The sequence below is a fragment of the Terrisporobacter othiniensis genome, from assembly GCF_000808015.1.
GTDB lineage: Bacteria > Bacillota > Clostridia > Peptostreptococcales > Peptostreptococcaceae > Terrisporobacter > Terrisporobacter muris.
Genome location: NZ_JWHR01000048.1, coordinates 1 through 20,893 on the forward strand (window position 1 = coordinate 1; position 20,893 = coordinate 20,893).

The 20,893-nt window shown below is 28.1% G+C and carries 21 protein-coding genes and 1 pseudogene; 16 read left to right on the forward strand and 6 right to left on the reverse strand.

Annotated elements, in window-relative coordinates:
- Positions 1-182: 182 nt before the first annotated feature.
- From QX51_RS04440 to nhaA, 6 genes and pseudogenes are all read left to right on the forward strand, one after another.
- Complete coding sequence (locus tag QX51_RS04440) at positions 183-449, forward strand: hypothetical protein (RefSeq protein ID WP_039678712.1); 267 nt, start codon at positions 183-185, stop codon at positions 447-449.
- 154 nt (positions 450-603) lie between these two features.
- Positions 604-3,018, forward strand: a complete 2,415-nt coding sequence (locus QX51_RS04445; protein ID WP_039678713.1) for a beta-glucosidase — start codon at positions 604-606, stop codon at positions 3,016-3,018.
- Between the two features lie 63 nt (positions 3,019-3,081).
- Positions 3,082-3,264: a hypothetical protein gene (locus tag QX51_RS04450; RefSeq protein WP_039678714.1), complete on the forward strand. Its 183-nt coding sequence runs from the start codon at positions 3,082-3,084 to the stop codon at positions 3,262-3,264.
- Positions 3,265-3,479: 215 nt separating this feature from the next.
- Positions 3,480-4,166 (forward strand): hypothetical protein, encoded by a 687-nt coding sequence (locus QX51_RS04455; RefSeq protein WP_039678715.1) that lies wholly within the window; start codon positions 3,480-3,482, stop codon positions 4,164-4,166.
- Between the two features lie 112 nt (positions 4,167-4,278).
- A complete protein-coding gene (locus tag QX51_RS04460; RefSeq protein WP_039678716.1) occupies positions 4,279-4,788 on the forward strand; it encodes a GNAT family N-acetyltransferase in 510 nt (169 codons plus the stop codon).
- A 185-nt stretch (positions 4,789-4,973) separates the two neighbouring features.
- A pseudogene (gene nhaA, locus QX51_RS04465) lies at positions 4,974-6,122 on the forward strand (Na+/H+ antiporter NhaA); the annotation flags it as partial.
- A 98-nt stretch (positions 6,123-6,220) separates the two neighbouring features.
- Here nhaA and QX51_RS04470 read toward each other — a convergent pair.
- The 4 genes from QX51_RS04470 to QX51_RS04485 all read right to left on the reverse strand — a co-directional run bounded on the left by QX51_RS04470 (position 6,221) and on the right by QX51_RS04485 (position 8,692).
- Positions 6,221-6,868 carry a Crp/Fnr family transcriptional regulator gene (locus tag QX51_RS04470; RefSeq protein ID WP_039678717.1) on the reverse strand — a complete coding sequence of 216 codons (648 nt, stop codon included), beginning with the start codon at positions 6,866-6,868 and terminating at the stop codon, positions 6,221-6,223.
- A 15-nt stretch (positions 6,869-6,883) separates the two neighbouring features.
- Positions 6,884-7,444 (reverse strand): YeeE/YedE thiosulfate transporter family protein, encoded by a 561-nt coding sequence (locus tag QX51_RS04475; RefSeq protein WP_039678718.1) that lies wholly within the window; start codon positions 7,442-7,444, stop codon positions 6,884-6,886.
- A gap of 12 nt (positions 7,445-7,456) precedes the next feature.
- The gene (locus QX51_RS04480) at positions 7,457-8,038 is read right to left on the reverse strand and encodes a YeeE/YedE thiosulfate transporter family protein (RefSeq protein ID WP_039678719.1); all 582 of its coding nucleotides are present in this window, start codon (positions 8,036-8,038) and stop codon (positions 7,457-7,459) included.
- A gap of 114 nt (positions 8,039-8,152) precedes the next feature.
- On the reverse strand, positions 8,153-8,692 hold the full coding sequence (locus QX51_RS04485) for an Ig-like domain-containing protein (protein ID WP_039678720.1): 540 nt from the start codon (positions 8,690-8,692) through the stop codon (positions 8,153-8,155).
- Positions 8,693-8,883: 191 nt separating this feature from the next.
- On the opposite strand from QX51_RS04485, the gene QX51_RS04490 reads away from it, so the two are divergent.
- The 6 genes from QX51_RS04490 to phoU all read left to right on the forward strand — a co-directional run bounded on the left by QX51_RS04490 (position 8,884) and on the right by phoU (position 14,018).
- Complete coding sequence (locus tag QX51_RS04490; protein WP_152607207.1) at positions 8,884-9,744, forward strand: RelA/SpoT domain-containing protein; 861 nt, start codon at positions 8,884-8,886, stop codon at positions 9,742-9,744.
- Between the two features lie 191 nt (positions 9,745-9,935).
- A complete protein-coding gene (locus QX51_RS04495; protein WP_039678722.1) occupies positions 9,936-10,781 on the forward strand; it encodes a phosphate ABC transporter substrate-binding protein in 846 nt (281 codons plus the stop codon).
- 61 nt (positions 10,782-10,842) lie between these two features.
- On the forward strand, positions 10,843-11,745 hold the full coding sequence (pstC, locus tag QX51_RS04500) for a phosphate ABC transporter permease subunit PstC (protein WP_039678723.1): 903 nt from the start codon (positions 10,843-10,845) through the stop codon (positions 11,743-11,745).
- A gap of 1 nt (position 11,746) precedes the next feature.
- Positions 11,747-12,568: a phosphate ABC transporter permease PstA gene (gene pstA, locus QX51_RS04505; RefSeq protein ID WP_039678724.1), complete on the forward strand. Its 822-nt coding sequence runs from the start codon at positions 11,747-11,749 to the stop codon at positions 12,566-12,568.
- A 14-nt stretch (positions 12,569-12,582) separates the two neighbouring features.
- The gene (gene pstB / locus QX51_RS04510; RefSeq protein WP_039678725.1) at positions 12,583-13,341 is read left to right on the forward strand and encodes a phosphate ABC transporter ATP-binding protein PstB; all 759 of its coding nucleotides are present in this window, start codon (positions 12,583-12,585) and stop codon (positions 13,339-13,341) included.
- A 17-nt stretch (positions 13,342-13,358) separates the two neighbouring features.
- Complete coding sequence (gene phoU / locus QX51_RS04515) at positions 13,359-14,018, forward strand: phosphate signaling complex protein PhoU (RefSeq protein WP_039678726.1); 660 nt, start codon at positions 13,359-13,361, stop codon at positions 14,016-14,018.
- 73 nt (positions 14,019-14,091) lie between these two features.
- Here phoU and QX51_RS04520 read toward each other — a convergent pair whose 3' ends face one another.
- Positions 14,092-14,430, reverse strand: a complete 339-nt coding sequence (locus QX51_RS04520) for a phage holin family protein (RefSeq protein ID WP_039678727.1) — start codon at positions 14,428-14,430, stop codon at positions 14,092-14,094.
- 180 nt (positions 14,431-14,610) lie between these two features.
- Complete coding sequence (locus QX51_RS04525) at positions 14,611-14,922, reverse strand: rhodanese-like domain-containing protein (RefSeq protein WP_039678728.1); 312 nt, start codon at positions 14,920-14,922, stop codon at positions 14,611-14,613.
- A gap of 262 nt (positions 14,923-15,184) precedes the next feature.
- Here QX51_RS04525 and QX51_RS04530 point away from each other — a divergent pair, with 262 nt between their 5' ends.
- From QX51_RS04530 to QX51_RS04545, 4 genes are all read left to right on the forward strand, one after another.
- Complete coding sequence (locus QX51_RS04530) at positions 15,185-17,665, forward strand: CoA-disulfide reductase (protein WP_039678729.1); 2,481 nt, start codon at positions 15,185-15,187, stop codon at positions 17,663-17,665.
- Positions 17,666-17,789: 124 nt separating this feature from the next.
- Entirely contained in the window at positions 17,790-18,098 is a 309-nt protein-coding gene (trxA, locus tag QX51_RS04535) for a thioredoxin (RefSeq protein WP_039678730.1), read from the forward strand.
- A 331-nt stretch (positions 18,099-18,429) separates the two neighbouring features.
- The gene (locus QX51_RS04540; RefSeq protein ID WP_039678731.1) at positions 18,430-19,764 is read left to right on the forward strand and encodes a C40 family peptidase; all 1,335 of its coding nucleotides are present in this window, start codon (positions 18,430-18,432) and stop codon (positions 19,762-19,764) included.
- A gap of 196 nt (positions 19,765-19,960) precedes the next feature.
- Positions 19,961-20,893 (forward strand): flavodoxin domain-containing protein (locus tag QX51_RS04545; protein WP_161791899.1); only part of this gene is annotated, 933 nt, incomplete at its 3' end.

Below are 20,893 nucleotides of genomic sequence, written 5' to 3' on the forward strand. Positions count from 1 at the left end.
CATTTATGCAGCTAATATTAATATTAATAATGTTTTAATTTGCAACTATTTTAATATTAATATCAGAAAAGATTTCTACTTTAAATTCAGACATATTTTTACTGTCTTGGGTAAGCAATCATATTATAAAAGGAAATGGAATTCAAGCAAATTATTTTATAAGATTTGTAACAGAATTATTTATGGCAATAGTTACTATTTGTGTAATTATTCCTACCAAATATAATAAAAGTAAAAAGCAAAGAGTATTAACATGGCTCATATTACTATTTGTAAATAGTATGGTAGGAACTTGTTTAACAAAAGATTATACATGGGTAATATTTGATATTTTAAGTAAATTTAATGAAATATTTATAGTTCTATTAGAGATTGTTTTAAGTCATTTCTTTATTAAAATATCTTTTAATAAATCTTTACAATTATATACTAAATCTGAAATTATATAAATGAAAATATAATAAGTATTGAAAGGGTTATAACAAAATAAAAGAATTGTTATAGCCTTTTTATATTTGTAGAAAAATAAATTTAACAACCTCTTAAACCTACAAACATAAAATATAACATAAGACAAAATTAGTTATACAGGGAGGTGGCTGTATGAACTTATATGAAGAAGCTTCTTCCATAGTTAAAAGACTATCTTTAGAAGAAAAGTGTAAATTTTGTTGTGGGATAGATTTCTGGGAAACCTTTGGTATAGAGAAATTTAATATTCCATCCATTATGCTATGTGATGGTCCTCATGGTCTTCGTAAAGAGGACCCAGAGAATTTTATGCTTATTAGTACTAAAGTTGTAAAATCTACATGTTTTCCAACAGCCACGGCTTTGGCTTCTACCTTTGATGAAAAATTAATAAATAGAATGGGGAAGGCATTAGGTGAGGAGTGTAGGAAAGAAGATGTGGCAGTACTTTTAAGTCCAGGAATTAATATAAAAAGACTACCTATTTGTGGGCGAAACTTTGAATATTTTAGTGAAGATCCTTACCTAAGTGGTAAAATGGGGGCAGCACTAATTAAAGGAATACAAAGTAAAGGTGTTGCAGCTTGTATAAAGCATTTTGCAGCAAATAACCAAGAAAAATATCGTATGACTGTTAATTCCATTATTGATGAAAGGGCACTTAGGGAAATATATTTGAAGGGATTTGAAATTGCCATAAAAGAATCTAATCCTTGGTCAGTAATGATGGCATATAACAAATTAAATGGTCATTATTGCAGCGAAAATAAATATTTGATTCAAAGTGTACTTAGGAATGAATGGAATTACAAAGGATGTATTACTAGTGACTGGGGAGGAGTTAATAACATTATTTCCAGTATAAATAATGGGTTAAATATAGAGATGCCAGGATACAAAGATGATTACTATAAAGTTTTACAAAATGCTGTAAAAAATAATGATATCAATGAAGAAATATTGAATAAGTCTGTTTCAAGAGTTATTGAACTAATTTTAAAATATAAGGAAGGTAAAAAAATACCTTATAAATGTAATTTTCAAGAGCATATTAATTTAGCAGAAGAAATAGCTGAAAGTAGTGCAGTATTATTGAAAAATGATGATAATATTCTCCCGGGAAATAAGTTACAAAATATTGGAATAATAGGAAGGCTTGCAAAAGAACCTGTATATCAAGGCTTGGGTAGTTCCAATGTTAATCCTAATACGATAGATAATGCATATGATGCATTTATAAATAATAACTGTAATATCCATTATGCAGACGGATATTCTTTAAAAAATGATGAAATTGATGAATTATTGGTAAAAGAATCTATAGAAATAGCAAAAAATAAGGATATAGTTTATTTATTTGTAGGACTGCCCAAATATTATGAAGCAGAAGGTTATGATCGTAAAAATCTAAAGTTGCCTAATTCACATAATAACTTAGTTTATGAAATTAGTAAAATCAATAAAAATCTAGTAGTAATATTACAAGGCGGATCTGTTATGGAGATGCCGTGGAGTCATATACCAAAGGCCATATTATTAACTCATTTAAGTGGATGTAGAGGAGGTAATGCCACAGTAAACTTACTATTAGGAAAGAAAAATCCTTCAGGAAAGCTAAGTGAAACTTATGCAAATAAACTAGAAGATTACCCTTCAATGAGGTTTTATCCTGGAGATAAAGATAACTTAGAATATAGAGAAAGTATATTTGTTGGATATAGATATTTTGATAGTACTAAAATTAAAGTTAAATATCCTTTTGGTTTTGGCCTTTCTTATACAACTTTTCAATATAGTAATATGAAAGTACGATATAATAATAAAAATAATATAGAAGTATCTATAACTATCACCAATAGTGGAAATATGGAAGGAAAAGAAGTCATTCAACTTTATATTTCATGTTTAAATTCAAAACTATTTAGAGCAAAACAAGAATTAAAAGGATTTAAAAAAATAAATTTGATGCCTAAGGAAAGTAAAGAAGTAACATTTATCTTAGATGAAGATTGTTTTACTTATTATAATATTCAAACAAATAAGTTTGAAGTAGAAGAAGGACAATATGCTATAAATATTGGTTCATCATGTAGAGATATTAAATATTCCACTGTAATAAATAAAAAGGGAAGTAATGTAAAAACACCAGATTACAAAGGAAAATCACCAGTTTATTATGAGTTATATAAAAAAGAACTGAATCCAAGTAAGTTAGAATTTGAAAATATATATGGCAAAGAATTACCAATAGCTACAAATCCGCCTTATCCATTTACTATGAACTCTACTATAAACGATATTAAAAATGCTTATGGTGGTAATTTGATTATATCAGCCATAAATAAAAAGGCATATAAGGTTATAAATGGGGACAAATTAATGGAAATTACAGTAAGAGAATCATTAAATGACCAACCTTTCAGGTTAATGGTTATGGCAACTAGAGGAGCTATAAGTCGAAAATCAGTACTAGGATTTGTAGATTTGCTAAATAAACATTATGTTAAAGGTTTATTACAAATTTTAAGAAATACAAAACGACTTTAAAAGAATAGAAGGCATTTTTATTGGATAAATTATAAATAAAATATCATCAAGGAGAATCATATTATGGATAACAATAAAAATAGAATGAAAGACAGACCAAAATCAAATCCAGAACTTAGAAAAATGTATTCTGAGCATGGTGCTGATATTGGAATAGAGAATGGACAGAAAATTGGTGCAAGAGATTGTGGTACAAATAAAACTAAAACAGAAAAACTTTATCATAAAGCAAAGAAAAAAGATTAACATAAAAAAATCGTATCAAATTTAAATTGATACGATTTTTTTATGTTAAATAGTTATAAAGTAAAATATTAGTAAATATGTCTGATTTATTCACTTTTAGGGAGAAAAAGTCATATAAAAGTATATGAAGAAACAATTTTATTGTCTAACTTAAGGTCTAGATGATAAATAAAGTATTCATTATATTTACATGCAATTATTAAGGAGGAATTTACTTGAGTATTGACTTAAATGAAAAAGTAAGTGGAAAGTATTGGGTAAGAAAGATTATTAATGATAATAAAGGTTCTATTTTAAATAAAAGAATAGTTAATAGAGATACAAGAATTGAATATATAGAGTGGTTATCACCTATAGAAGGTGAGAATTATCGAGAGTATATGCTAAATTCACCGTATCTATTAGAAAAACTAAATAATAATGGGTTTCCATTGAAAAAAGAAGATTTAAGTTTTTGGCCACAAAGAGAGCCTGTTTGGGATGGAATTGGATTGGCTACTATGAATGATTCACAAGAAAAAATGATAGTTTTAGTAGAAAATAAAAGTAGTATAAAAGAATTAAGAAGTAAGTTAGCATCTACTAATGAAAATAATAAAAGATTAATATTAGATTCAATGAGAGAGACTTATGATGAGTTAGGTGCTAAAGGTGACTTTAATAAATGGTTTGATACTTATTACCAAATAGCAAATAGATTTACATTTATGCACCAACTTATGAAAAAAGGATATAAAGTAAAGTTAGTTTTTCTAAATATTGTTGATGATCATATGTACAAAAACATATCTAAATCTCAATGGGTAGAAGAATATTGCAAAATGTTAAATGAATTTATGGGAGATAGATTTGTGCCAAGAGATGCACTAATTATTGATTTAAATGTACATGAAGATAAATAAAACATTAAAAGCGTATTGTTAATTCAATACGTTTTTTGTGTATTAATAGAGGGAAATACCGGAGATATAATGAATTTATTATAGAAATATATTTAAATAAGGAAGTGTTTTTATGTATAATGAAGAAATTCAAATAGTATTGGCTTATGATGAAATTGATACAATAAAGGACTTATTTACAGAATATAGAGATATGCTGGTAGAAACATACAAGTATGTGGAGGGTATTAGTTTTTGTTTTACAAGTTTTCAAAAAGAGTTAGATACTTTACAAGAAAAATATGCTCTACCAAAGGGAAAATTATATACGGCAAAGTATAAAGGCAAAGTCGCTGGATGTGTAGGGCTTATACCATTAGATAATAATTATTGTGAAGTAAAAATATTATATGTTAGAGATGAATTCAGAGGTTTAGGAATCGGTAAGCTACTTATGAAATCAGTAATTGAGGATGGAAAAAAATTAAGTTATGATTTAATGGTACTAGATACTTTTTCATATTTAGAAAGAGCTGTAGATTTATATTATAAACTAGGATTTGAGGTGACAAAAAAATATTATGATAGCCCAATAAAAGATGTAATTTATCTAGGGTTGGATTTAAAAAATAAAGCTAGCTAGAAAAATAGTATTGATTTCCAAAACGTATCTTGTAAAAAATATGAAAAAATCCAACTTTATCGTTGAAAAAGATTGACTATACCGTGTTAAAGGACTATCCTTTAAAAGTATTTGCATACAAAAAACATGGGAGGTCATTAAAATGATGGACAAAATGAAAAAAATATCACAGTCAGAGGTTTTTACCAGGCATACTACTTATTGCTGTGACAGCAATTTCAGTATTAATTGCAAATAGTAATTTTAAAGGAGTTTATGATGAAATTTTTCATCATATTAATTTAGTCGGGAATTTTAATTTACATGCAATAGTAAATGATTTTTTAATGGCAATATTCTTTTTATATGTTGGATTAGAGATAAAAAAAGAAATATTAGAAGGATCTTTATCAAGCTTTAAAAAAGCTTCTTTTCCTGTTATTGCATCACTTGGAGGAGTAATTGTTCCCGCAATAATTTTCATGATAATAAATAGAAATACTAAATATTTGCCAGGTGTGGGAGTAGCAATATCAACAGATATAGCCTTTGCAATTGGAATTTTTATGATATTTAAATCTAAGTTGAATTCAAATTTAAAAATATTTTTATTATCTTTAGCAGTTGTAGATGATTTAATTTCTATTTTAGCAATAGTATTTTTATATTCTGCAAAAATCAATATGAGAGCAATGTTGATCTCAGCTGCAATATTATTAATACTAATGACAATAAATAAAGTATTTAAGGTAGATAATGTATATGTATATTTATTTGTAGGTTTATTCTTATGGTATTTTGTGTATAGTAGTGGGATACATGCTACAATCAGTGGAGTATTGCTTGCAGCAACTATACCATCTAGAAAAACAAAAGGAGAAGAATCTACAGCAGATAGGTTAGAACATAGATTGGGGAAATTGAGTAACTTACTTATATTGCCTTTATTTGCTTTTGCAAATACATCAATAGCGCTTAATTTAAATGTTAATGTGACAGATGCTTCAAATTTAGTAATGGGAATAATGTGTGGTTTAGTTATTGGGAAACCACTTGGTGTTGTATCATTTAGTTTTATAGCAACTAAACTACATATTGCAGAGAAACCAGAAAAAGCTTCATGGATATCAATAACAGAAGTTGCATTACTTACAGGTATAGGATTTACAATGTCAATATTTGTTTCAGAATTAGCATTCTCTTATGATGAGAATGTGATTAATTTGGCTAAAATATCAATACTAACAGCTTCTATGACATCTGTAATATTTACACAAATAGCCTTATATCTAAAGCATAGTTTTGTAGGAGTAAAAATTAAATCTTTAATAGGACTAATGCGTGTAAAGTATTAATTTAAAATATATACTTAATAAAAAAACTACTCTAAAGTGAATAGATTAAGACAATAATAAAAGCTGAGTTTAATTAAAACTTAGCTTTTATTAAATTTCTATAAGTTTATTATTTCAATTTTTCCCCTAGAAACATGAATTTTTCCATCCTTTTCAAACCTTTTTAAAATACGGCTAATTACTTCTCTAGATGAGCCTAGTTCGTTAGCTATACTTTCATGGGTTATATAAAGAATGCTTGAATCTAGAAATCGACTTTGTTCTAATAAATAATTAGTGATTCTTTCATCTAAACTAAAGAATGTGGCTTGTTCAAGAACGTACATTACTTCTGATAATTTATCTTGTGTTAGATTTAAAAGATAATTCATAACTTGAAAATTAGATGAAGCTAGTTTCTTTAATAAAGAACTATCAATTATTATGGCTTCAGCTTTAGTTTGAGCTTCTAGATTTACATCGTAAGTTAAATTTGCAAAAGCACAAGATGCTGATAACATACAGACATCTCGGTCATATAATTTAAATAATGTAATTTGTCTTCCACTAGGTGCAGAAATAAATACTCTAAAATTACCTGAAAGAGTAAGTAAAAGACCTGTACAAGTTGAATTTTTAGAGTGAACAATCTCACCTTTTTCATATTTTGTAACAGAGCTTTTTGAGATTAATTCATTTTTTTCTTCTTCGTTTAAATTTTTAAAAAAAGGAAGAATTTCTTCAAAAACATATTCCTTATTAAACATTTTTCCTCCAATAAATTACTTTTTAAGAATTGATTTAGGAAGAAAATAACTTACTAACATAAATAATATACCTGTTAGAAATAATCCCATATATCCAACATTAAAAAGTGAAGGATAATTAGGAGATATTTTGAATAAAGTTAATTTTCCCAAATCAAATCCTGAAATTAGACCTAAATTATTTAAATATCCATAAGATAGTGTAAATGTAATGGCACCCACAAGTCCGCCTATAATGGCACTTAAGCCCTTTTTGAGATTGTTTGTTCCTGAAGCGCCTACACAAGTTCCTGGACAAGTTCCAGCATATCCAAAACCAAGGCCAAATATAATTCCACCAATAATTACACCTAAATTTAATGTTTTCACACTTAAATGACTAATCTTAAAGATTCCAATAGCATGAGCTATGGATAATAAAACACTTGCAAATCCTATGGCAAATAATATTACTTTAGCTAAGTGTAAATCTTCTAACCTAAGCATGGCAAGTAATTTTTTAGGATTTGTAGCTTGAACTTTATATAAAGCATATCCGAAAAATCCACCTAATAATATGGATAATAGTATTTTCATAATAATTCCTCCTTATTTTCTACTTGATTTTTTAGTGATAATAGCAGTTGGAATAGATACAGCAAAAACAACTCCAGCAAAAACATATCCACTAACACTTGACTGCATCATACCACTCATCATATGGCCGCTAGTACATCCACCAGCAAATCTAGCACCAAATAATAATAAAAAACCACCTAAGAAGAAAGGAAAGTATTTACCTAAAAATCCTTTATCTTCTAATGAACAATTTTCTTGAACTAAATCATCTTCATGTATTTCAGATTCATTAAATTCATTTTTCTTAGAAGTTTTATAAGCTATATAACTTCCAAGGGGAATAGCCAATACAAATACAAATCCATAATTTATGGGATTTATAATTTCCTCAGCTAAAGCGCCCTCGTTCTTATCTAAATAAGCATTTGTACTTTTGTATCCACTTTCTCGAGATGTGTCTTCAGCTATTAAATTTTTATCTACGGAATTATAAATAATTCCTGATAATACTGAAAATTGAGTAGAAACTCCTATGGGTTTTACTAATAATACTGATATAAAAAATGATAAACCTAAAATCATTGCCCCTTTAATCCATTTATTACTTCTCATATTGTCCTCCTAAAAATTTTGTCTTAGCTTATTTAATCATATTATGTCCATTCATTCAGTGATAAAGTTACAAAAAAAGACATTATCAAAATTGATAATGTCTTTTCATATGTATTATCTCCAGCATCTCTTACAAGCTCTATAGCCTTTTGATTTTGCTTGAGATTCTGTCATTTTTATTGCACCTTCCATATTATGTGCCTTAGCTGTTTTATGATAAATTTTAGAAGTTGATTTTCCTCCATTAGCATAAACATATTTAGAAGAAGAATTTGAGCTAGAAGAAGAACTAGATTTAACAGTTATAGTTTTTGACTTAGTAGTGTAACCACTTTTACTTATTTTAACAGTAATCTTAGTATTTTTCTTTTTCTTAGAAATTTTTATTGAGTAAGATCCAGAAGAAGATACAGTAGATTTACCTATTTGTTTTCCACTTACATATGCTTTAACTGTAGCGCCTTTAAGACCCTTGCCAGTTATTTTTGTAGATGAATTATATACTGAATTAACAGTAAAAGTTTTGAATGTTTTTTTCGAAGCCGCTTCTATAACACTTAAATTTCCTGAGTTAAAAGTGTTTAAAGTTGGTGTAATAGACATAGTAAACGCTATTACGAAAGACAAAGTTAATGATTTAAATATTTTTTTCATTATAAACCCCCATAATTATAATTAATGTTTTTATAAAAGAATTTTTATAAAGTTTTCTAGAAAATTATAACACTATAGAGAGGAAATTATCAATATTTTGGTAAATAATTTATGAATAAGAATTAAAAATATTATAAATATACATAATTATAAGGTAAAATAAAAAGAGATACTATTATATGGAGGACAAAATGATAAATAAAGAACAATTTTTTAAAATTTATAATATAGATGAGGAAGATCTTAAAAAAGAAAATATAAATTGGGAAGATTTAAAAGCAATACATGATGACTTTATAGATTGTAAAAAAAGTTATGAAACACAGGCTGATTTGATTGCTAATATACTTAGAGCACAACCCAAAGTTCACTCAGTAAAAACTAGAGTAAAAGATGAAAGACATTTAATAGAAAAAATTATTAGAAAAACTCCTGAGAGAAGAGAAAAATATGGACAAGACTTTAATTTTACTGCAGATAATTACAAAGATGAGATTACAGATTTACTTGGAATTAGGGTAATACATATATTTAAAGAAGATTGGGAAGAAATACATAATTTTATAACTAATATGTGGGATGTAATGGAAATAGTAGCTAATGTAAGAGAAGGTGATGATACTAGAAAATTTGATGAACAGGGAATTGCTGTTTGTTCAAGGCCATCTGGATATAGATCTGTTCATTACTTAGTGGAATCTTATCCAACTAATAAAAAACTTATTACAGAGGTGCAAGTTAGGACTATATTTGAAGAGGGGTATGGAGAGATAGATCATCAACTTAGATACTCTCATGAGGATATACCGGAACTTTTAGGACAAAATTTGATGCTACTAAATAGAATTGCAGGAAGTTCTGATGAGATGGCATCTTTAATAAATAGATTAAGCCAAAGTATTCAAGAAGTTGAAAATAAATTTAAGGATAAAATAAGTGAAAAAGATAAGAAGATTGAATCTATTAAAGACAAAATTTATGATAGTAACGACATATCTGATATTGATAAGAAAAATTTGCTTGATGAGATTGATGATATATTAAAAATATAAATATTGTAGTAGTTAGTCGAGAAAATTTATCAGTAAATATTTTGTAATATTATAAAAGCCATGAATTATTTAATTATAATTTATGGCTTTTATATTTATTACTAGATTTTTATTTTTAAAATATTAATCTTTTTACATGGTTATACTAAATATGATTAAAGGAAAAATTACATAAATATGGAGGTATATATATGAAAAATAAAGGAATAAAAATTATAGCATCTTTATTTTTTATGATAATAATTTTAGTAGCGGGCTGTGGTAAAAAAAATGAAGAAAACAAAACGAATACAGATACACCGCCAGAGACTGTAACAATTTCTGGTTCAACATCGGTTGGGCCATTAATAGAAAAAGAAGCAGAAAAGTTTAAGAAAGAGAATACTGGAATTAATGTGGAGATAAATCAAATAGGCTCCTCAGCAGGTATAAAAGATGCCATAAATGGAACAGTTGAAATTGGAATGTCATCACGTGACTTAAAAGAGGAAGAGATTGCAGAAGGTCTGGTTGAAGTAGAAGTGGCATTTGATGGTATGGCAGTAATAACTAGCAAAAATAATAAAATAGATTCTTTGAAGCTTAGTGATGTAAAAGATATTTATACAGGAAAAATAACTAATTGGAAGGATGTTGGTGGAGAAGATTCACAAATAGTTGTAGTTTCTAGAGAAGATGGCTCAGGAACAAGAGATGCATTCCAAGAAATAGTAGGATATACATCAGAAGAACTTTATAAGGAATCCATAATTGGTGATGGCTCAGGTAATATTAAAACTACAGTTGCAGGAAATAATCATGCCATAGGATTTATATCATTTGAATATATAGATGATTCTGTAAATGCAGTGAAAATAGATGATATAGCACCAATTGCAGAGAATGTAAAAAATGGAGAGTACAAATTATCAAGACCGTTCTTATTAGTATATAAAGAAGAAAATTTAAAGGAAAATGGAAATAAATTAATAGACTTTATATTAAGTAAAGAAGGACAAAATATAGTAGAAGAAAGTGGATTAATAAGAATAAATTAAAGTGATATATTAAAATCCTCCTTTTTATGCAGGGAGGATTTATTTGTATAAGGAGGTCTCTATGAATGAAAAAATAAATACATCAAAAAGCAAATCAAATAAAAATAAATACTTAATTGAGAGTATAACTTCCAAAATATTTCTACTAAGTGCTTTTATATCTGTAATAAGTTTATTACTTATAATCTGTTTTGTATTTTATAAAGGGGCTATTCCATTTGTATTTAAGGACTATTCATTTTTTAGTTTTTTATTTGGAACAGAGTGGGTACCATCGGCAGATAAATATGGAATATTATCTATGATTTTAGCATCACTATATGCAACTTTTGGATCTTTAATTATAGGAGTACCAGTGGGGATACTTACTGCAACGTTTATTGTAGAAGTAGCACCAAAATCATTAGCAAAAATTATGTCTCCTGCCGTAGAATTATTGGCAGGGATTCCATCTGTACTATACGGTATATTTGGACTAGCATTTATTGTACCAAATGTTCAAAAATTATTTAATCAACCAAAGGGACAAAGCTTACTAGCAGTTATCATAGTATTAGCTATAATGATGTTGCCAACTATAATTACTGTATCTGAGACGGCGTTGAGAGCAGTACCAAAATCATACAAAGAAGCATCATTGGGATTAGGAGCATCAAAAACACAAACTACTTTCAAAATCGTCATACCAGCAGCCAAGTCAGGAATACTTGCAGCAGTAGTTCTTGGAGTAGGACGTGCTATTGGAGAAACAATGGCTGTAATATTAGTTGCAGGAAATTCTCCAGTTATCCCAAACTCCATAATGGATAGTGTAAGACCTCTTACAACAAATATAGTTTTGGAGATGGGATATGCATTTGGAACACATCAAGAAATGTTATTTGCAACAGGTATAGTATTATTTATTTTTATAATAATACTAAACTTAATTTTAAGTATGATATCAAATAAGGAGGACTATTAATATGAGAAAAACTAAAGATAATATATTGAATGCTTTAGTATATTTATGTGCCATATTTACAATAACGGTTCTTGTATTAATAGTAGGATTTATTTTTATAAAAGGAATGAAATTTACTACTCCAACCTTTATATTTAGTGACTATTCACCAGAAGGTGGAGGAATAAGACCTATGATAGTCACTACTATATATATGATTGCATTATCAATATTGATAGCCACACCTATCGGAATTTTATCAGCAGTGTATTTACAAGAATATGCTAAGCAAGGAAAGATAGTTAAAATTATTAGGTTTGCCACAGAAAGTTTATCAGGAATTCCATCCATAGTTTATGGATTATTTGGAGGAATTTTTTTCGTAGTAGCACTCAATTTTACTTATTCTATACTATCTGGAGCTCTTACGGTTGCTATTATAATTTTACCAATAATAATTAGAACTACAGAGGAATCTTTAAAAACTGTTCCATATAGCTACAGGGAAGCATCTTTAGGATTAGGTGCAACAAAATTTCAGACGCTGTATAAAGTTATCGTTCCCAGTGCCATGCCAGGTGTTTTATCAGGAGTGATATTAGCCATGGGCAGAGTCATTGGTGAATCAGCAGCCATACTACTAACAGCAGGAACAGTGGCACAAATGCCTTTTTCATTATTTGATAGTGCGAGAACTCTAACAGTTCAGGCATACTTAGTAACAAAGGAAAATGGAGACATAGGTCAGGCATGTGCAGTGGGCATAGTTTTGATAGTAATAATATTAGCTTTGAATTATATTGCTAAATTTATAAGTAAGAAATTTAATAAAGCTAATTATTAAAGAGAGGTGTTAAAATGTCACAAAATACTAAAATAAGTGTAAGAAATCTAGAGTTATTTTATGGTGATAATAAGGCTTTAAAAAATATAAATATAGATATAGGAGCTAATGAAGTAACAGCTTTAATTGGTCCGTCAGGCTGTGGTAAATCTACTTTTTTGAGAACTTTAAATAGAATGAATGACCTTATTGATAATGTTAAGATTACAGGGGAGATTAAGCTAGATGGATTAGATATTTATAAAAATGATGATGTTATAGAACTTAGGACAAAGGTTGGAATGGTATTTCAAAAACCAAACCCATTTCCAATGAGTATTTATGATAATGTGGCTTATGGACCAAGAGTCCATGGGATAAAAGATAAAAAACAACTTGATAAAATCGTGGAAGAAAGTTTAAAAGGAGCCGCTATTTGGGAAGAAGTAAAAGATAGATTGAAATCTTCAGCACTGGGACTTTCGGGAGGTCAGCAACAACGTGTTTGTATAGCAAGAACAATTGCTCTTCAGCCAGATGTCATACTTATGGATGAACCAACTTCAGCCCTTGATCCTATTTCTACACTAAAAGTAGAAGAGCTTATAGAAGAGATGAAAGAAAAGTTTACAGTGGTAATAGTAACTCACAATATGCAACAGGCAGCAAGAATTTCTGATAAAACAGCATTTTTCTTAAGTGGTGATTTAGTGGAGTTTGAAGATACAAAAACAGTATTTACAAATCCTAAGGATCAAAGAACAGAAGATTATATTACAGGTAGATTTGGATAAAAATAAGGGGTGTTTACATGAAAAGAAATGATAATAATTTAGGATTAAGTATAAATTCTTTAAAAGAAACTGCCGTAGAAATGATTGTAAAATGTGAAGTTATAGTAGAAGAAGCTGTTAATGCTATGGTTGCAAAAGATATAGAAAAATCAAAGGAAATAATAGGTTTGGATGACGACATTGATGATTTAAGAGGATACATAAGAGAACAGATTATAGAATTAATTGCACTAAGACAGCCTATGGCAAAGGATTTAAGAACCATATATGCACTTAGTATTATGTCTACTGAACTTGAGAGAATTGGAGATTATGCTGTAAATATTGCTATGGAAACAATAAAAATAGGTGAAGATGAGTACGTGGAGGAGTTAATAGATATACCAAAAATGAAAAGGGTAAGCATGGATATGTTAAAAAATGCAAAAATGGCTTTTATGAATAGTGATGTAAAATTAGCACATAAGACTGCCTTACAAGATGATATAATAGATGATTTATATAATGAAGTTTATATAGATTGTATATCAGCAATGCATAGAGATAAAAGGAATATTGCTCAAGCAGTAAGATTACTTTTAGTAGGTCGATTTTTAGAAAGAATAGGAGATCATGTTACTAATATTTGTGAGATGATAATATACTCAATCAAAGGAGAAATGCTTGAATTAGATTAAAGCCTAAAAATCTGTAAAGAAGATATATTCTTTACAGATTTTTTAGGCTTAAATTTCGTTTCACAAAATATTATTAGTCAAAAATATTATAGAATATAGAGTTTGCTATAGATAGTAATATTGCAGCCCAAATAGAATTCAATATTCCATTTAGATGAGCTCCAGGAACTAAAGCAAAAGCTAAATATAAAACTAGACCATTAATAACTAATGAAAATAATCCTAGTGTTAAGAAAGTTATAGGTAATGAGAAAAACTGTATAACAGGTTTTACTATTAGGTTAAGACAACCAAATATTATGGTAAGCATTATTAGAGATCCTAAAGAACCTATATATACACTAGACATCAAATTTGAAATTATGTATAAAGACACTGCATTAATAACAATAAATAACGATACTCTTCTCATATTAATTCTCCTTTTTATTTAAGTGTGTAAATTTATTACTTCAAAAGAAGTATATGTAATTTTACAATTATTATATAACAAATAATCAAAAACTATTAATAATCTAATTAATATTAAGAAATACTTAAGAATATATAATAAAATACCCACTTGATATATTTCAGGTGGGTATTTTGAGTTCTATAAATAATCTAAATGGCCAATAATACCTTGCTTTAAATTATATAAATGTTTAAAACCGTATTCTTCTAATAAGTGAGCGGCATAAATACTTCTTTTTCCAGAACGACAGTAAATAATAACTTTTTCATCTTTATAAGGTAATAAATGGTCTATTTGTGAATCTAAATCACTTATAGGAATATTGATGGCATTGGGAATGCGACTTGTATTGTACTCTGCCTCTGTTCTAACATCAAGTAAAATTAGTTTTTCTTTATTATTTATCATATTATTTAGTTCTAATGAACTTATATCTGTATATGGTTCCATTTAAAAATCTCCTTTAAAAGTTATGAAATAAGAAAGATAGTCCCATTCCTTTATTATTTCACAATTTTAATAATATATTAATTGTATACATAAATGTACTTGTAAATTAATTACCCATTTATGATTAGTTACAATCTATATGACATAAAAATAATTATATTTAGAAAAAAATTGATTTTATGTGACAATGTTACAGTCAGAATAATTAATTTCCTATATATTTTAGATATAATATTTATTTATATAGAAAGGGGATTTTATAATGAGTAAGAAGGTAGTTATAGTTGGTGGTGTTGCAGGTGGGGCATCAACAGCAGCAAGGTTAAGAAGAATAGATGAAGAGGCTAATATAATAATGTTTGAGAAGGGCGAGTATATTTCTTTTGCAAACTGTGGTCTTCCATATTATATTGGAGGAACAATAAGTGAAAGAGATAAGCTAATAGTTACAAGTAAGGAATCTATGAGCAATAAATTTAACATTGATATAAGAAACTTTAGTGAAGTAATTAAGATAGATAGAGACCAAAAAATAGTTACAATAAAAAATCACAAGACTAATGAATTTTATGAAGAAACATACGATAGTTTAGTATTATCACCAGGAGCTAGTCCTCTTAAGCCACCAATTCCAGGTATAAATGACTGTAATAATTTATTTACATTAAGAAATATACCAGACACAGATAAGATTAAGTTTTTCATAGATGAAAATAAACCAAAACATGCAACTGTAGTTGGTGGTGGATTTATTGGTCTTGAAATGCTAGAAAATCTACATGATTTAGGATTAGAACTTACTTTAGTAGAAGCTAGTGATCAAGTTATGGCACCTCTTGATATAGAAATGGCAAGTATAATTCATGAACATCTTGTAGATAAAGGTGTGGAGGTTATATTAAAAGATGGAGTAAATGAATTTAAAAATAATGGACAAAAAATTGTTTTGGCAAGTGGAAAAGAAATAAATACAGATATGATTATTTTGTCTATAGGTGTTAAACCAGAAACAGATATTGCAAAAGAGTGTGGGATTAAGTTAAATCAACGTGGAGCTATAGTAGTTGATAAAAATATGAAAACTTCTGATAAGAATATTTATGCTTTAGGTGATGCAGTAGAAATTATGGATTTTGTAAACAAAAAGCAAACGATGATTCCTCTAGCATGGCCAGCAAATAGACAAGGTAGAATAGTGGCAGACAATATATCTGGTAAAAAATCTGAATACAAAGGAAGTCTTGGTTCATCTGTGGCAAAAGTATTTGACTATACTGTTGCTACAACAGGAAATAATGAAAAAACTTTGAAAAGACTAGGAATGGATTATGAAGTAATTCACATTCATCCATCTTCCCATGCAGGGTATTATCCAGGATCATTCCCAATAGCGTATAAGATGACCTTTGATCCTAAGAATGGAAGAATTTTTGGTGCACAGGGAGTAGGAATAGATGGAGTAGAAAAAAGAATAGATATAATTGCTACTGCCATTAAAGGTAATCTTACAATATATGACTTGCAAGATGTAGAGCCTTGTTATGCTCCACCATACAATTCTGCAAAAGATCCAGTAAACATGTTAGGATATTATGCTGAAAATATAATAGAAAATAAAGTTAAGGTTATTCAATGGAATGAAGTTGATAAATTAGACAAAAATAATTCAATAATTTTGGATATAAGAGAAGAATTTGAGTTAGCAACAGGAGTAATAGAAAACTCTATAAATATACCTTTAAGTGTTCTTAGAGATAGATTAAATGAAATACCTAAGAATAAAAAGATATATGTTACTTGCCAAGTGGGTCTTAGAGGATATATTGCTTGTAGGATTTTATCTCATCACGGTTTTGATTGTACTAATATTGATGGTGGCATAAAAACTTATTTAGCCGTAAAGAAGTCTGAAAAAGCTTTGAATGGTCAAAATAATAAGAATCTGAATAATGGGGGAGAGGAAATGAAAAGAGAGGATTTTAATAAGGATAATATAAAGGCTCATGTTACATTAGATGCTTGTGGTCTTCAATGTCCTGGTCCAATAAGAAGGGTATTTGAAGAAATTAATAAGATGGAAGAAAATCAAATACTAAAAGTTAGGGCTAGTGATCCAGGGTTTACAAAAGATATAGATTCTTGGTGTGATAAGACAGGAAATATTTTATTAAAATCTGATTTTGATAAGGATAAGAAAGCCTTTGTAGCTTATATTAAAAAAGGAAATAAAGATGTAAAAGTAAATCCTTCTTGCTCTTTAAGTACGAATGAAAAAGATGGGGCTACTATGGTTGTATTTAGTGGTGACTTAGATAAAGCTATAGCATCCTTTATAATTGCCACAGGAGCAGCATCTATGGGTAAGCCAGTAACTATGTTCTTTACATTTTGGGGACTTAATATATTAAAAAGAAAAGACAAACCATCTGTCACAAAAGATACTATGGAGAAAATGTTTGATATAATGTTGCCATCAAATACAGAAAAATTACCTTTATCACAAATGAATATGGGTGGTATGGGACCAAAAATGATAAAACAAATAATGAAAAAGCATAATGTAGATGATATAGATACACTAATAAAAAATGCTGTAGATATGGGTGTAAAAATAGTAGCCTGCTCTATGAGTATGGAGCTTATGGGAATTAAAGCTGAAGAATTTATTGATGGTGTAGAAATAGGAGGAGTGGCATCTTATTTAGGAGCCACAGAAGAATCAAATTTAAATTTATTTATATAAACTAAAAAATGTGTAATAATACAAAATATGGGTATATAAATTAATAATAATGTGGATATAAATTTGTTATTGTAATAAAATATAAATGACAGAAAATATATAGAAAAATATGGAGGATATTGTAATGGCACAAATGCTAAATAATGATAATTTTAATACATCTATAGAAAGTGGAGTATGCGTAGTAGATTTCTTTGCTACATGGTGTGGACCTTGCAAAATGTTAGCTCCTGTATTCGAAGAATTAAGTGGAGAAATGGATGGAGTTAATTTCTTTAAAGTTGACGTAGATCAAGCGTTAGATGTTGCGAGAAGATATGCAATAACAACAGTTCCAACAATGATAATATTCAAAGATGGTGAAGCTGTAGATAAAATGGTAGGTTTCCTTCCTAAAGAACATATAAAAGCAAAAATAGAAGCACAATTATAATAATAATTAATGTTACAATAAATAAAATGGTGATATCTTATAAGATTCACCATTTTATTTTTTTGTATCTAAATAGGGAATCATTGAATTAAATGGATATATTTACTAAAAAGATAAGGGGGTTGAGTATTAAATTATAAAAAATGATACTATTTTAGTTAAAAGGTTACGAAAAAGTTACAAAAATGTATTTTTTTTACTGTCGAAATATAGACAAAGTATTATAAAAATGTAATAATAGTATTAATACCAAGTAAATATGTTTCATAAATGTTACATATTGGAAGGGGGATAGAAATTACAATTTATAAAATTGTAAAATCGATTAATTATGAGTATAAACAAAAAATATGTAATGGCAGGTATGCTAGCTACAGCGCTAGTAGCACCTATAACAGATGCAACAAACTCTTATGCAGATGATACAAGAACAATAACAGGAAGAGTAAACTTTAGAACTGGACCAGGTAATGAATATGATTCAATGGGTAAAATTGAAGAAGGTGAAACAGTTACTTATTTAGGTTCGAATGGTGGATGGAGAAAAGTAAAATATAATTCTAAAGTAGGTTATGTATATAAGAATTATATTTCAGAAGGAACTACTAGTACAACTAGCGTAAAATACGTAAAATGTAATAAGTCATTAAACGTAAGAAAAGGACCATCAACAAGTTATTCAATAATAACAAGTTTATCTAATGGAACTAAAGTTAACGTAATATCAAGTAGTGGTGGTTGGTCCAAAATAACTACTGGAAGCACAACAGGATATGTTTCAAATCAATATTTAAGCAATAGTGCTCCAAGTTCAAGTAGCGAAACATCAACTACTAAATATGTAGTAGCAAATGTTGGGCTAAATGTGAGAAAAGGACCATCAACAAGCCATGCAGTAGTAACTACATTAGCTAATGGAACAAAAGTTACAGTTAAATCAACTAGCAATGGATGGTCAAAAATAACTACTGGAAATATAACAGGATATGTTTCTAGTTCGTATTTAACTAGTAGTAAACCAAGTACGGATGATAATTCAACTAATGAAACATCAACTATTAAATATGTAGATGCAAATGTTGGCTTAAATGTAAGAAAAGGACCATCAACGAGCTATGCAGCAATAACTAAATTAGCAGATGGAACAAAAGTTACAGTTAAATCAACTAGCAATGGATGGTCAAAAATAACTACTGGAAATATAACAGGATATGTTTCTAGTTCGTATTTAACGAGTAAAAAACCATCTTCAGGAAGTTCTTCAAGTTCAGATTCTTCAACTAGTACTTCGGCAAGTAAATTAATTTCTTATGCAAAGAAATTTTTAGGAAAGCCTTATGTATGGGGAGCTCAAGGACCAAATGGATTTGACTGTTCAGGATTTACATATTACGTATTTAAAAATTCTGCTGGAATAACATTACCTAGAACATCATCTATGCAAAGTAAATATGGAACTGCTGTAAGTAAAAGTAATTTGAAGCCAGGAGACTTACTATTCTTTGATACTGTCGGATCAAATAATGGTGGAGTTACTCACTGCGGTATATATATTGGTAATGGTCAAATGATACATGCAGCTTCAGGTCAGGGTAAGGTTGTTATAAATAACATAAACAGTTCTTACTATGTGAATGCTTATGTAAATGCAAGAAGAGTTTTATAATCATCGAAAAGTTAAAAAAGAAATGTACATTGGAATTATTAAGTAAATCTTAATAATTCCTTTTTTTATTATGAAAATAATATAAAAATCATAAAAATATAAGCTATTTACTCATTTGCTAGACGTAAGATATGGAAAGTGTAATAATATAAGAAAGGAATAAGTGAAAAAAATGAAACTATTCCTTTTGAAAAAAATGTCAAACTATAAGATTTATTATGAAGAGGTGGATAAAATGAATGTTACTCTTATTTTATATGAAAGTAAGTATGGGACAGGTAAGATTGTTGCAGATACCATATGTCCAGTATTAGGTCCAGCAAAATCTTTTGACATTAATGATGCGCCACATGATATTAAGTATTACTCTAATATTGTTTTAGTATTTTCCATGTATGGACATCATAGCTGCAAAAAAATATTAAAATATATAGACGATAACAAAATAGATTTTAGTAAAAAAAGAGTAGCCTTAGTATGCATAGGTCTTAACAAACAAGATGGTATAAATGAGATTAATAAAATAAAAACAATTATAAATAAGGAATGTATTTTTAGTGAATTTATAAAAGGTGAAATGTTTATAAATAAGCTTTCCTCTGAGGATAAGGAAAAAATAAAAGCATTCTGTTCTAAGGTTGGAATACCTTTCGGTGATTTAGGAAAACTTGATGATAGTAAAGTGTTGGAATTGGGTAAAAATTTAATAGAATATTTTAATACGCCGCAATTTATACCTCCAGCTAATGTAACAAAAAAAGAAATTGAAACTTTTCTCATAAATAAAAATACATGCACTTTAGCAACTGGATATGGAGATTTTGTAAGAGCAACACCTTTAGAGTATGAGTATTACAATGAAAATTTATATATAATTAGTGAAGGTGGATTGAAGTTTATAGGGCTTTTAAAAAATAACCAGGTATCTATTTGTATATATGAAGATTATAAAAATATGAATAATTTATGTGGTCTTCAAATAAGTGGAGAAGCAGAAATTTTACAACCATGGTGTGAAGAATATTTAGAAGTATTTACTAGAAAAGAACTTAAAATAGAAAATATATCAAAACTACCTTTTAATATGAATATAATAAAAATTGTACCAACTAAGTATGAGTTTTTATGT

Excerpts from the sequence above, each read along its gene's own strand:
- pstA (WP_039678724.1), top strand. The coding sequence starts at position 11,747 with ATGAGAAAAACTAAAGATAATATATTGAATGCTTTAGTATATTTATGT.
- pstC (WP_039678723.1), top strand. The coding sequence starts at position 10,843 with ATGAATGAAAAAATAAATACATCAAAAAGCAAATCAAATAAAAATAAA.
- trxA (WP_039678730.1), top strand. The coding sequence starts at position 17,790 with ATGGCACAAATGCTAAATAATGATAATTTTAATACATCTATAGAAAGT.
- QX51_RS04440 (WP_039678712.1), top strand. The coding sequence starts at position 183 with ATGGCAATAGTTACTATTTGTGTAATTATTCCTACCAAATATAATAAA.
- QX51_RS04475 (WP_039678718.1), bottom strand. The coding sequence starts at position 7,444 with ATGAAAATACTATTATCCATATTATTAGGTGGATTTTTCGGATATGCT.
- QX51_RS04525 (WP_039678728.1), bottom strand. The coding sequence starts at position 14,922 with ATGGAACCATATACAGATATAAGTTCATTAGAACTAAATAATATGATA.
- QX51_RS04445 (WP_039678713.1), top strand. The coding sequence starts at position 604 with ATGAACTTATATGAAGAAGCTTCTTCCATAGTTAAAAGACTATCTTTA.
- QX51_RS04450 (WP_039678714.1), top strand. The coding sequence starts at position 3,082 with ATGGATAACAATAAAAATAGAATGAAAGACAGACCAAAATCAAATCCA.
- QX51_RS04520 (WP_039678727.1), bottom strand. The coding sequence starts at position 14,430 with ATGAGAAGAGTATCGTTATTTATTGTTATTAATGCAGTGTCTTTATAC.
- QX51_RS04470 (WP_039678717.1), bottom strand. The coding sequence starts at position 6,868 with ATGTTTAATAAGGAATATGTTTTTGAAGAAATTCTTCCTTTTTTTAAA.
- QX51_RS04530 (WP_039678729.1), top strand. The coding sequence starts at position 15,185 with ATGAGTAAGAAGGTAGTTATAGTTGGTGGTGTTGCAGGTGGGGCATCA.
- QX51_RS04485 (WP_039678720.1), bottom strand. The coding sequence starts at position 8,692 with ATGAAAAAAATATTTAAATCATTAACTTTGTCTTTCGTAATAGCGTTT.
- phoU (WP_039678726.1), top strand. The coding sequence starts at position 13,359 with ATGAAAAGAAATGATAATAATTTAGGATTAAGTATAAATTCTTTAAAA.
- QX51_RS04460 (WP_039678716.1), top strand. The coding sequence starts at position 4,279 with ATGTATAATGAAGAAATTCAAATAGTATTGGCTTATGATGAAATTGAT.
- QX51_RS04490 (WP_152607207.1), top strand. The coding sequence starts at position 8,884 with ATGATAAATAAAGAACAATTTTTTAAAATTTATAATATAGATGAGGAA.
- pstB (WP_039678725.1), top strand. The coding sequence starts at position 12,583 with ATGTCACAAAATACTAAAATAAGTGTAAGAAATCTAGAGTTATTTTAT.
- QX51_RS04495 (WP_039678722.1), top strand. The coding sequence starts at position 9,936 with ATGAAAAATAAAGGAATAAAAATTATAGCATCTTTATTTTTTATGATA.
- QX51_RS04540 (WP_039678731.1), top strand. The coding sequence starts at position 18,430 with ATGAGTATAAACAAAAAATATGTAATGGCAGGTATGCTAGCTACAGCG.
- QX51_RS04480 (WP_039678719.1), bottom strand. The coding sequence starts at position 8,038 with ATGAGAAGTAATAAATGGATTAAAGGGGCAATGATTTTAGGTTTATCA.